An 11,523-nucleotide genomic window follows, 5' to 3' on the forward strand; every position below is an offset into this window, starting at 1 on the left:
GCTGGCGCCAAGCGAGATCGAATAAAACAAAAACAGGAGCAGGGGACCACAATGAAAAAGGCATTTAAATACGCGTGTGCGCTGACTGTCGCCGGACTGATGTCGGGAGCAGCCCAGGCGGATACGATCAAGGTTGGCGTCATCGGCACCATGTCGGGTCCCTATGCGCTGTTCGGCCAGAACTTCAAGGCGGGTATCGATGCCTGGGTGGCGGAGAACGGCTCGAAGGTCGCGGGTCACGACGTCGAGTTCATCTACCGCGACGAGGAATCGCCGAATCCTGCGAAGTCCAAGGCGCTGGCGCAGGAACTGATCGTCAAGGACAAGGTGCAGTACATCGCGGGCCTTTATTTCACGCCCGATGCCATGGCCGTCGCGCCGCTGCTTGAAGAAGCCAAGACGCCGATGATCGTCTTCAATGCTGCGACGTCTGCGATTGTCGAGAAGAGCCCGTACATCGTCCGCACCTCCTTCACCATGTGGCAGAACACGGTTCCTGCCGCGAAGGTCGCGAAGGCAAAGGGCGCGAAGAAGGTCGCGATCGCCGTCACCGATTACGGTCCGGGCATCGATGCAGAGGCCGCATTCAAAAAGACGTTTGAAGCCGATGGCGGAACGATCGTCGAAGCCATCCGCATGCCGATCGCCACCACCGATTTCAGCCCGATCATGCAGCGCATCAAGAGCTCGGGCGCCGACACCATCTTCACCTTCCTGCCGGCCGGCCCTCCGACGCTGGGCTTCGTGAAGGGTTATATCGACAACGGTTTGAAGGCGGCTGGCGTCAAGCTTATCTCGACCGGTGACGTGGTGACGGAGCCGGATCTTCCGAATATCGGCGACAACGGCCTCGGTATCCTGTCCACCTATCACTATGCGGTGTCGCATGCGTCACCAGAGAACAAGGCGTTCCTCGAGCGGATGGCCAAGGTCGGAACGAATGCCGACAACGTCACGATGACGTCGGTGGCGGCCTATGACGGCGCACGCGTGATCTACAAGATGATCGAGGCCACCAAAGGCCAGCGCGATCCGGAGAAGGCCGTTGCCGCGGTCAAGGGCATGAAGTGGGTCAGCCCGCGCGGGCCGGTGTCGATTGACCCGACCACGCGGCACATCACGCAGAATGTCTATCTGCGCGAAGTCGCGAAAGAGAATGGCAAACTGATCAACAAGGAGCTTCAGACATTCGAAGCTCAGCCCGACTGGGCGCTGGTCAAGAACTAAACCACACACTTGCCTCTCAAGGATTGGCGCGAGTTCGCTCGCGCCAATCTTTTAACTAACGGACATATTGGCCGAGCAATGCCGCACAGCCCGGACTCCCTGCGATTCATCAATGCGCGGATCTACCGATCCGCCGATGACACGCGGCCGGCCAATGCTCTTGTCACCCGAAAGGGGGCGATCCACTGGGTTGGGGATAGAGAGGACGCGCCGGAGGCGGCCCGCACCATCGACATGCAGGGCGCGACGATCATTCCGGGCCTGACCGATGCGCATGTCCATCTGTTCGCCATCGCCAATGAGCGGCAACAGATTTCGCTGAATCGACCGGATGTGCGCAGCATTGCCAACGTCCTCCATCGCATTTCAGGAGCCGTGCGAAGTTCGGCACCCGCGCAATGGATCAGGGCGGTCGGGTTCGATGAGAACAATCTCGCCGAACATCGCTATCCCACACGGGATGAGATCGACGCGGTTGCACCCGATCATCCGGTCATTATTCGCCGCTTTTGTGGGCACACCGCGATCCTCAACAGCGCCGCGTTGAATCTGCTTCAGATCGGTGAGGGTATTTCCGATCCGCCGAGCGGATCGTTCGGTCGCGACGCCACGGGGCGCCTGGATGGCAGCGCCAAGGAAAGCGCTGCGGAAGCGGTATTTCGCGCGATCCCGGCCATCGATCCGGCTGCGATGGCTGCTTCGCTGGGCGAAACCATCGAAGACAGCATGCGGATGGGCCTGACTGCCGCTGTCGAAGCCGCCGTCGGTTTCACCAGCGGGTTCGACGACGAATTCGCGGTATGGAAGTTGCTTCGTCAGGAGTCCTCGTTCTCACCGATCCGCCTCGGATTCATGTATCAGCTCGATCCGAAAGACGCCGCAATGCGCGGCTTCATACCGCGCCGCGATCCTGACTGGCAGGCGATGACGCTGAAGTTTTTCGCCGACGGCATTGTCGGCGCGCGTACCGCCGCGGTGAGCAAGCCGTTTGCCGACACCAATTCGCTCGGCTTTTTCATGCGCGGCGAAGAGGACCTGGAGCGCGCCATCGTTGAAGCGCATCTCGATGGCTGGCAGACGGCGACTCATTGTGTGGGCGACCGCGCGTCCGCGCGGGTGATCTCCGCGTTTGAACGCGCCGAAAAGGCGCTGCCCGGACAACAGCCGCGTCACCGAATCGAGCACTATTTCTGTCCGCCCGATGGCGGTCTCGCGCGCATGAAAGCGCTCGGCGCCCTGGTTGTCACCCAGCCGAGCTTCCTGACGCGGATGCGGCGCTCGATCCTGGAAGCATTCGGCCCGGATGCCCACAGCAAATATCCTGCACGATCGGTGATCGATGCCGGTGTCACCTATGTCGGAAGCTCCGATGCGCCGACCGGGCACGTCTCGCCATGGATTGGCATGGCGAATGCCGTGGACCGCGGAGCGTCGCTCGGGTCTCCGATTGGAGCGGATGAGGCTCTGACACGCCGGCAGGCCGTCGGCAGTTATATCCATGGCGGCGCCTTCGCCATGAAGCAGGAAGACTGGCGCGGGACGCTTGTGCCGGGCATGGCGGCTGATTTCGTCGCGCTTGATCGTGATCCGTTCGACGCTTCTACCGATCTCGCTGTGACTAACGTGCTGATGACGGTACTTCGCGGCGCGGTGCGCCATGACACGCTGTCGGCTGCTGCCGAGATGCAGGCGGGGGTGCACTGATGCTGACCGCGCTGAGCATCCTGCTGGACGCGATATCCTACGGAATGGTGCTGTTCACCATCTCCATCGGCCTGTCGATCATGATGGGCCTGATGCGCGTGGTAAACCTCGCCCATGGCGCGTTCGCGATGATCGGCGGCTATCTGGCGTCCTATGCGCTGAAAACGCTCGGTATCAGTTATCCGATCGCCATTGTCATTGCCGTGATCGGCACAATCCTGATCTCGATTCCATTCGAAGTCCTGCTGTATCGCCGTATCTACCGCCATTCTGATGCGCTGACCCAGCTCCTGCTCACCATCGGCATCACCTTCGTCATCATCGGGTTGGCGAACTTCACCCTCGGGCCGACATCAAAGCCGATCCCACTTCCGGCGGCGCTCAGCGGTCCGTTCGATCTCGGCTTCCGCATGATCTCGACACATCGGCTGCTGGTGATCGCGTGCGGGCTGATAACGGCGCTGGCGCTATGGCTGCTGATCGACAAGACGGAGTTCGGCGTGCGGATGCGCGCCGCCGTCGACAACGGCGATATGGCGGAATCGCTCGGCATTCGGACGCAGTGGATTTATTCGGCGACCTTTGCGCTGGCGGTGGGCCTCGCGGCCTTCGGCGGCGTGCTGGGCGCGGAAATGCTGCCGATCGAACCGTTCTATGCGCTCCGCTACATGGTCACGTTTCTCGTGGTCGTGTCGGTGGGCGGCGCGGGGTCGATCCTTGGCGCACTGGCGGCGTCGTTGTTTCTCGGGCTCGCGGATACCACCGGCAAATATCTGGCGCCGGAGTTCGGCGAGTTCTTCTTCTATCTTGCGGTGATCCTGACGGTGTTCCTGTTCCCGCGCGGTCTTCTCGGACGGGCGCACTGACATGACCGAGCAGGCCATCAAATACGACATGCCGCGGCCGGGATTTCCGCTCCAGCAGGAGATCCTTGGCCTTCTCACAGTCGCAGTCGTTGGCGCGATCGGCTATTTCGCGTTTCCCGATGATCTCGCATTCCTGACGCGGCTGATCAGCATCACGTTTCTGGTGCTCTCGCTCGATCTCGTGACGGGCTATTGCGGTGTTGCCACGCTGGGGCAGGCGGCGCTGTTCGGTGTCAGCGCCTATGCGGTCGGCAACGCTTGTATCGCCGGCATCACAAATCCGCTGATCCTGCTCGCCATTGGCGCCTTCTCCGGCTCGGTGATGGGTCTGATCTCCGGCGCGCTGATCACGCGCTTTCACGGTTTGCCGCAGCTCGTGCTGTCGATTGCGATCGGCCAGCTCGTCAGTTCGCTAGCCAACAAGCTGTCATCGCTGACCGGCGGCAGCGACGGCCTGTCGGGCATCACGCCGGGGAAAATCTTTGGCGTGTTCGCGTTCGATATGTACAGCCGGACGTCGTACATCTTCTCACTGGTAACGCTCGCCGTCGTGATGGTGCTGTTGCTGAGGTTTGTGCGCTCGCCCTTCGGCCTGCTGTGTCGCGGCATCAAGGACGACAGCCTCCGTGCGCTGATGATCGGGGCATCGGCTTATCCGCGGCTTGTCGTGATGTACGGCGTGTCCGGAATCGTTGCAGGAATCGGCGGAGCGCTGATGGCGATCAACACCGGCGTCGTTGGTCTCGACAGCGTCAGCTTCGAGCGGTCGGCCGAAGTGCTGGTCATGCTGGTGCTGGGCGGAGCTGGGAACCTGTGGGGCGCGCTGGCAGGCGCGGTGATCTTCCAGATCTTCGAGCACATTGTCTCGGCGGCCAATCCGTTCCACTGGATGACCTTGGTCGGGCTGTTGCTCATTATCATCGTCATTTTCGCGCCGCGCGGCCTTGGGCACAGCATTGCCTCGCTCTGGGCATCGGTCTCGCAGCGGAGGTCTCGCTCATGAGTCCGCTGCTCGAATTGCGAAACGTCTCGAAGTCGTTCGGCGGTTTGCATGTCAACCGCGACGTCTCCTTCAGTCTCGGCAAAGGCGATCGTGTGGCGCTGATCGGTCCGAACGGCGCGGGCAAGACGACGTTGGTCAACGTGATTTCCGGTGACCTCTCGCCATCCGACGGCAATATCTTCTTCGAGGGCAATGACCTGACGGCGGTCTCGATTCCCGGGCGCGTCCGGCAGGGACTGGCGCGCACATTCCAGATCACCCGGTTGTTCACGAGTCTGACGGTTGCGGAAAACGTTGCGCTGGCGGTGATGCAGCGGAAGGGTCTCACGCGCCGGTTCTTCTCGGTGGAGACGTTCGCGCCGCAGGTGCGCGACGAATGGATGCACATTCTGGGAATGCTCGGCATTGCACATCTGGCGCAGCTTCCCGTCGCGAAACTGGCCTATGGCCAGCAGCGTCTGCTTGATCTCGCCATCGGTCTCGCGTTAACGCCGAAGGTGCTGATGCTGGACGAGCCGGCGGCGGGCGTTCCGCACGACGAAGCGCCGAAGATTCTCGACGCGATCAATCGCCTGCCGTCCGACATCGCCGTTCTGATGATCGAGCATGACATGGACCTTGTGTTCAGGTTCGCGAAACGCGTGCTCGTGCTGGCCAACGGCCGTCTGATTTTCGAAGGCAGTCCGCAGGACGTCACGAAGGATGATGAAGTCCGCCGCGCCTATCTGGGGAGCTACGCCGATGCCAGCCGCACGGCTTGAGGTCGAATGCCTGAGCGCGGGCTACGGCCCGACGCAGATCGTCTCCGACATGTCGTTCGCCGTGCCGGCCGGTGGGCGCCTTGCGATCCTCGGGCGCAACGGCGTTGGCAAGACGACCCTGCTCGCGACGCTGATGGGGCTTTCGACGCGGCACCAGGGAAAAATTCTTGCGGACGGAAAAGACATCAGCGCATTGCGGACATCGGCGCGGGCGCTGTGCGGTCTGGGATATGTGCCGCAGACGCGCGATATTTTCGGCTCGCTGACGGTGGAAGAAAACCTGTCGACAGGTTTCAAGACGCACGAGCGGGACGGGCTGGCCGGAATTTACGAGATGTTTCCACGCCTGGCGGAACGCCGACGGCATCTCGGGCTGCAACTGTCCGGCGGCGAGCAGCAGATGCTGTCGATGGCGCGAACGTTGCTTGGAAAGCCGTCGATCCTGCTGCTGGATGAGCCGCTGGAAGGGCTTGCGCCGGTGATCTGCGACCAGTTGATGGAAACCATCTCCCGGCTCGCGACCAGCGGCGACATGACGATCATCCTGGTCGAACAGCAGATCGAGCGAGCGCTCAACTTCGCGGATCGCGTCATGGTGGTCGAGCGCGGCCGCGCGGTCTGGGAAGGCCTGTCCGAGGAACTGAAATCGGACCGGGCGCTGGTGAACCGGTTGCTCGGTGTGGGCATCCACTGACTGAATTGATATGCTGGCGGGAACAACGAAAAGAAGACGCCCATGACTCTGATCTATCCGCGGGAAAGCAACGCCGTCCACGCGCCGCGACTGTCGCCGGCCTACAAGAGCACGGTGCTGCGTTCGCCCACGAAGCCGCTTGTCATTGTCCCGCATACGCTGTCGGAACTGACCGGGCCGGTCTACGGCCATGAGACGGTGCGCGAGAATGACAACGATCTCACCATTCAGCACAAGGGCGAGCCGCTCGGCGAGCGCATCATTGTCCACGGCCATGTCCGGGATGAGGATGGCCGCGGTGTGCCGAATACATTGCTCGAAGTCTGGCAGGCCAACGCCTGTGGCCGCTACATCCACGTTGTCGATCAGCATCCCGCGCCGCTCGATCCGAACTTCACCGGCGCAGGCCGCGCACAAACGGACGCAAAGGGTTACTACCGCTTCATCACCATCAAGCCCGGCGCGTATCCGTGGGGCAATCATCCCAATGCATGGCGGCCCGCCCATATCCATTTCTCGGTGTTCGGGCACTCCTTCATATCGCGCCTCGTGACGCAAATGTATTTCCCCGGCGATCCGCTGTTCGCTTACGACCCGATCTTCAATTCGGTGACGGACGAGAAGGCGCGGATGCGGATGGTGTCGAGCTTCGACCTGGAACACACCAGGCCCGACTGGGCGCTCTGCTACCGTTTCGACATTGTATTGCGCGGGCGCAACGCCACACCGCTGGATAACGACTGATGAGCAACATCACGCCTTCGCAGACCGTCGGCCCTTATTTCAAGTATGGCCTGACGCCCGGCAACGATTACGCGTGGAATGACGCGTTCAGCAACGATCTGGTGACGCCTGACGTGTCGGGCGACCGCATCCGCATCGTCGGGCAAGTGTTCGACGGCGAGGGCAAGGTCATTCCCGATTCCATGCTCGAAATCTGGCAGGCCGATGCGCAGGGACGCTTCGCCGATCCGCAGGACACGCGCGCCGCTCCGAACGCCGTGTTCAAGGGCTTTGGCCGCTGCGGCACCGACGCAAAGGGCGGTTTTGAATTTCGCACCATCAAGCCCGGTCCGGTGCCGGGTCCGGGCGGCAAACAGCAAGCTCCGCACATCCTTCTGGCGGTGTTCGCGCGTGGCATGACGCAGCAGGCGATCACGCGGATTTATTTCGAAGACGAGGCCGCCAACGCCGCTGATCCGATCCTCGCCTTGGTGCCGGCGGAGCGGCGCGCAACGCTGATTGCGAAACGCGAGCGGGGTGACGTCGCGACCTACCGGCTTGACGTCCATCTGCAGGGCGACAGGGAAACCGTGTTCTTCGATCTCTAGCGCGGCGTCAGACTGGCAGCGCGATCGAGTATTTCACCTGACTGAGCGCGAAGCTGGACTCGATCGAGGCGATGCCATCGAGCCGCGTCAGTTTGGTCTTGAGGAACGCTTCATAGGACGGAAGGTCGGCGGTGACGACACGCAGCAGGTAATCGCGATTGCCGGTCATCAGGTAGCATTCCAGCACTTCTTCCCATTTCGAGATCGCCTTGGCGAAGCGGTTGAGATCCTCTTCCTTCTGCCGCTCCAGCTTGATCGAAATGAAGACGCTGACTGGAAGCCCGACCGACTTCTGGTCCACCATCGCGATATAGCGCGAGATCACGCCGCGCTCCTCGAGCAGTTTCACCCGGCGGTGGCAGGGCGAGACTGACAGTCCGACCCGATCGGCAAGGTCCTGCATGGTGACGCGGCTATCGGACTGAAGAATCGCCAGGATCTTGCGGTCGATTGCGTCGAGGTCTGTCATTGGTGCAAAATCTCAATAATTTGCGAAATATTGGTATGATATACCAATATTTCTATACCGGTCGAGATGATTTGAGATTTTTCAGCTCCCGGTGAGGACTAGCATTGGCGCCGGACCCCTTCATTCCGGTGAACGCCATGCCCATCGACCCCTCTCGTCTTGAAATCCTGTCCGCGCTCGCCCGCAAGGCGCTGTGGCTGTCGTCGTGGACCATCCATCATGCCAATCACATCCGTCCGGATTCCGATGGGTTGAAAGTCGGCGGCCATCAGGCCTCATCGGCGTCGCTGGCGACCATCATGTCGGCGCTGTATTTCGGCGTGCTGAAACCTGAGGACCGCGTCGCGGTGAAGCCTCACGCCAGTCCCGTGTTTCATGCGATCCAGTATCTGCTCGGGCAGCAGACCCGCGAGAAGCTGGAGAATTTCCGCGGCTTCAAGGGCGCGCAGTCCTATCCCTCGCGCACGAAGGACATCGACGACGTCGACTTCTCCACCGGCTCGGTTGGCCTCGGCGTGGCGCAGACGCTGTTCTCGTCGCTGGTACAGGACTACGTGAAGTCCCATGGCTGGATGAAGGACCGGCCCGAAGGCCGCATGATCGCGCTGGTCGGCGACGCCGAGCTCGATGAAGGCAACATTTTCGAGGCGTTGCTGGAGGGCTGGAAGCAGGGCCTGCGCAACACCTGGTGGATCATCGACTACAACCGCCAGAGTCTCGACGCGGTGATCCACGAAGGATTGTGGGAAAAGCTGGAGACCATGTTCCGCAATTTCGGCTGGGATGTGGTGATCGTGAAATACGGCAAGCTGCTGCAGGCTGCGTTCGCGGAGCCGGGCGGGGAGGCGCTGCGCAAGTGGATCGATAGCTGCCCGAACCAGATGTATGCGGCTCTGTGCTTCCAGGGCGGTGCTGCATTTCGCAAACACCTGCTCGACGACATCGGCGATCAGGGCGCAGTCACAAAGCTGATCGAGAAGCGCAGCGATGACGAACTGCTGGCGCTGATGTCCAATCTCGGCGGGCACGACATGGCGAGCATGCTGGAAGCCTTCGAGGCGATCGATCACGATCGACCGGTGTGCTTCATCGCCTACACCATCAAGGGCGTCGGCCTGCCGTTCCAGGGACACAAAGACAATCATGCCGGGCTGATGACGGTTTCTCAGATGGAAACCTTCCGCACGGCGCAAAACATCCGTCCGGGTCACGAATGGGATCGGCTGGAAGGCTTGTCGCTCGATCATGCGCGCATCGAAAAATTCCTGAAGAATGTGACCTTCGCGCGGGATGGCGCACGGCGGTTCGATGCACCGAAGATCGAGGTGCCTGCACAACTCAATGTGACGCTGACGCCGCGCATGGCGACGCAGCAGGGCTTTGGCCTGATCCTCAATGAACTGGCGCGCGGCGATACAAAACTCGCAGGGCGCATTGTCACCACGTCGCCAGACGTCACGGTCTCGACCAATCTCGGCCCGTGGGTGAACCGGCGCGGCCTGTTTGCGATGGCCGAGAACACCGACCTGTTCCGCAAGGAGAAGATTCCGTCGACTTTCGCATGGGATTACTCGCCGAAGGGCCAGCACATGGAACTTGGTATCGCGGAGATGAATCTCTTCATCATGCTGTCCGCGCTCGGCCTGTCCCATTCCATCAATGGCGAACGGCTCCTGCCGGTCGGCACGCTGTACGATCCGTTCATCGAGCGCGGCCTCGATGCGCTGAACTATGCCTGTTATCAGGATGCGCGTTTCATGGTGGCGGCGACGCCTTCAGGCATCACGCTGGCGCCGGAAGGCGGCGCGCACCAGTCGATTGCGACGCCCTTGATCGGCATGGCGCAGGATGGACTCTCGTCATTTGAGCCTGCATTCGTGGACGAACTCGCGGTCATCATGCGCTGGGGCTTCGATCACATGCAGCGCGATGACGATGGCGGATCGGTCTATCTTCGGCTGTCGACACGCACGCTGGATCAGCCGCAGCGAACGATGACGCCGGAACTTGCGAGCGACATTGCCGCGGGCGCTTACTGGCTGCGCAAGCCGGGGCCGAATGCCGAACTGGTGATCGCTTACACCGGCACCGTTGCGCCGGAGGCCATCGAGGCGACGGGATTGCTTGGCGAGTCACGCCGGGACATCGGCCTGCTTGCGATTACGTCTGCGGATCGGTTGCACTCCGGCTGGAGCGCATCGCGGAAGCTTCGCCGCAACGGAGGTCCGCGTGAGCCGAGCCATATCGAGCGGTTGCTTGCGCCGCTGCCGCGCGACTGCGGGCTGATCACTGTGATTGACGGTCACCCGGCGACGCTGGCGTGGCTTGGCAGTGTGCATGGCCATCGCGTGGAGGCGCTTGGTGTCGAGAAGTTCGGCCAGACCGGCACCGTCGGCGACCTCTATGCGCACTACGGCCTCGATGCCAACACCATCATCGATGCGGCGGCGGGGCTGACGTTCGGTTCGCCGATCAGGCATCGCAAGATGGCGGTGTGATAGGCGCTCGGCGCGGCTTTTAACCACGCGAGGCATCCGCGAGGTGACCGGTGAAATGCCGAGTTGACCCGACGCGGCAACCGCAGCACCATTGGCCCATACGGGTTAAGGTGCTGAATGACCGAGCTTTCCAACCGCCAGTCCGACATCCTGAACATTGCGCGCGCCTCCGGCCGGGTGACGGTGGAGGACCTGGCTCGGCGTTTTGAAGTCTCGGCGCAGACCATTCGCAAGGACCTGAACGATCTGTGCGACCGCCGTTCGATGACGCGGGTTCATGGCGGCGCGATCATCGCCTCGGGCGTCGAAAACCTGGCCTACGAGGCGAGACGGTTCGTCGCGGCGGAGGAAAAGAAGGCCATCGGTGCGGCGGCGGCAGCGCAGATTCCCAATGGCTGCTCGTTGTTCATCAATATCGGCACCACGACGGAAGAGGTCGCCAGCGCGCTGACGGCGCATGAAGACCTGCTGGTCATTACCAACAACCTGAACGTGGCGATGCTGCTCTATCGCCATCCGCGCATCGAGGTGATTGTCGCCGGCGGCACGGTTCGCCGTGCGGACGGTGCGGTGATCGGCTCGACGGCGAACAATTTGATCACGCAGTTCAAGGTCGATTACGCCATCATCGGTGCATCTGCGATCGACGAGGAGGGCGCGCTGCTCGACTTCGACTATCGCGAGGTGCAGGCCGCGCAGGCCATCATCGCAAATGCGCGCAGCGTGATGCTGGTGGCCGACAGCACCAAGCTCAGCCGCAATGCGCCGGTTCGCATCGCGCATCTCAGCCAGATCCACACCTTCGTGACGGACCTGCCGCTGCCCGCCGGCCTTCAGGCCATTTGCAGCAGCCGGGGCATCGAGGTCATCGCGGCGATGCCCGACAAGCCCGCTGACGTGGCCTGACGGCCTTCAGCCGATTCCGCGGCTTGCTGGTTCGGCTTGTGGACAGTTGGCGCCCGCTTCTTAT

The 11,523-nt window shown here is 61.9% G+C and carries 11 protein-coding genes; 10 read left to right on the plus strand and 1 reads right to left on the minus strand.

Annotated features, from left to right (window positions below; translation table 11 throughout):
- Positions 1–51: 51 nt before the first annotated feature.
- From I554_RS0114915 to pcaG, 8 genes are all read left to right on the plus strand, one after another.
- The gene (locus tag I554_RS0114915) at positions 52–1,227 is read left to right on the plus strand and encodes an ABC transporter substrate-binding protein (RefSeq protein WP_024576297.1); all 1,176 of its coding nucleotides are present in this window, start codon (positions 52–54) and stop codon (positions 1,225–1,227) included.
- Between the two features lie 78 nt (positions 1,228–1,305).
- Positions 1,306–2,931 (plus strand): amidohydrolase, encoded by a 1,626-nt coding sequence (locus tag I554_RS0114920; RefSeq protein WP_024576296.1) that lies wholly within the window; start codon positions 1,306–1,308, stop codon positions 2,929–2,931.
- Positions 2,931–3,797 carry a branched-chain amino acid ABC transporter permease gene (locus I554_RS0114925; protein ID WP_024576295.1) on the plus strand — a complete coding sequence of 289 codons (867 nt, stop codon included), beginning with the start codon at positions 2,931–2,933 and terminating at the stop codon, positions 3,795–3,797. The genes I554_RS0114920 and I554_RS0114925 overlap by 1 nt, the downstream gene beginning before the upstream one ends.
- 1 nt (position 3,798) lies before the next feature.
- Entirely contained in the window at positions 3,799–4,800 is a 1,002-nt protein-coding gene (locus I554_RS0114930) for a branched-chain amino acid ABC transporter permease (protein WP_024576294.1), read from the plus strand.
- The gene (locus I554_RS0114935) at positions 4,797–5,561 is read left to right on the plus strand and encodes an ABC transporter ATP-binding protein (RefSeq protein ID WP_024576293.1); all 765 of its coding nucleotides are present in this window, start codon (positions 4,797–4,799) and stop codon (positions 5,559–5,561) included. Before I554_RS0114930 ends, I554_RS0114935 begins: the two co-directional genes overlap by 4 nt.
- Entirely contained in the window at positions 5,542–6,255 is a 714-nt protein-coding gene (locus tag I554_RS0114940; protein WP_024576292.1) for an ABC transporter ATP-binding protein, read from the plus strand. The genes I554_RS0114935 and I554_RS0114940 overlap by 20 nt, the downstream gene beginning before the upstream one ends.
- Positions 6,256–6,297: 42 nt before the next feature.
- Positions 6,298–6,999, plus strand: a complete 702-nt coding sequence (gene pcaH / locus I554_RS0114945) for a protocatechuate 3,4-dioxygenase subunit beta (protein WP_024576291.1) — start codon at positions 6,298–6,300, stop codon at positions 6,997–6,999.
- Positions 6,999–7,586, plus strand: coding sequence for a protocatechuate 3,4-dioxygenase subunit alpha (gene pcaG / locus I554_RS0114950; protein ID WP_024576290.1), 588 nt, complete (start codon positions 6,999–7,001; stop codon positions 7,584–7,586). The genes pcaH and pcaG overlap by 1 nt, the downstream gene beginning before the upstream one ends.
- A gap of 7 nt (positions 7,587–7,593) precedes the next feature.
- On the opposite strand, the gene I554_RS0114955 is transcribed toward pcaG, so the two are convergent.
- Entirely contained in the window at positions 7,594–8,055 is a 462-nt protein-coding gene (locus I554_RS0114955) for an Lrp/AsnC family transcriptional regulator (RefSeq protein ID WP_024576289.1), read from the minus strand.
- Positions 8,056–8,192: 137 nt separating this feature from the next.
- Between I554_RS0114955 and I554_RS0114960 the strand changes: the two genes are divergently transcribed.
- Together I554_RS0114960 and I554_RS0114965 are read left to right on the plus strand one after the other, a co-directional pair.
- Positions 8,193–10,553, plus strand: a complete 2,361-nt coding sequence (locus I554_RS0114960; protein WP_024576288.1) for a transketolase — start codon at positions 8,193–8,195, stop codon at positions 10,551–10,553.
- Positions 10,554–10,670: 117 nt separating this feature from the next.
- Positions 10,671–11,459, plus strand: a complete 789-nt coding sequence (locus I554_RS0114965) for a DeoR/GlpR family DNA-binding transcription regulator (RefSeq protein WP_024576287.1) — start codon at positions 10,671–10,673, stop codon at positions 11,457–11,459.
- Positions 11,460–11,523: the final 64 nt, after the last annotated feature.

The sequence above is a fragment of the Afipia sp. OHSU_II-C1 genome (assembly GCF_000497575.1).
Taxonomy (GTDB): domain Bacteria; phylum Pseudomonadota; class Alphaproteobacteria; order Rhizobiales; family Xanthobacteraceae; genus Afipia.

Bases quoted from the DNA above. Each gene is read 5' to 3' on its own strand.
- I554_RS0114965 (WP_024576287.1), top strand. From the start codon at position 10,671: ATGACCGAGCTTTCCAACCGCCAGTCCGACATCCTGAACATTGCGCGC.
- I554_RS0114955 (WP_024576289.1), bottom strand. From the start codon at position 8,055: ATGACAGACCTCGACGCAATCGACCGCAAGATCCTGGCGATTCTTCAG.
- I554_RS0114930 (WP_024576294.1), top strand. From the start codon at position 3,799: ATGACCGAGCAGGCCATCAAATACGACATGCCGCGGCCGGGATTTCCG.
- I554_RS0114935 (WP_024576293.1), top strand. From the start codon at position 4,797: ATGAGTCCGCTGCTCGAATTGCGAAACGTCTCGAAGTCGTTCGGCGGT.
- pcaG (WP_024576290.1), top strand. From the start codon at position 6,999: ATGAGCAACATCACGCCTTCGCAGACCGTCGGCCCTTATTTCAAGTAT.
- I554_RS0114960 (WP_024576288.1), top strand. From the start codon at position 8,193: ATGCCCATCGACCCCTCTCGTCTTGAAATCCTGTCCGCGCTCGCCCGC.
- pcaH (WP_024576291.1), top strand. From the start codon at position 6,298: ATGACTCTGATCTATCCGCGGGAAAGCAACGCCGTCCACGCGCCGCGA.
- I554_RS0114940 (WP_024576292.1), top strand. From the start codon at position 5,542: ATGCCAGCCGCACGGCTTGAGGTCGAATGCCTGAGCGCGGGCTACGGC.
- I554_RS0114920 (WP_024576296.1), top strand. From the start codon at position 1,306: ATGCCGCACAGCCCGGACTCCCTGCGATTCATCAATGCGCGGATCTAC.
- I554_RS0114915 (WP_024576297.1), top strand. From the start codon at position 52: ATGAAAAAGGCATTTAAATACGCGTGTGCGCTGACTGTCGCCGGACTG.
- I554_RS0114925 (WP_024576295.1), top strand. From the start codon at position 2,931: ATGCTGACCGCGCTGAGCATCCTGCTGGACGCGATATCCTACGGAATG.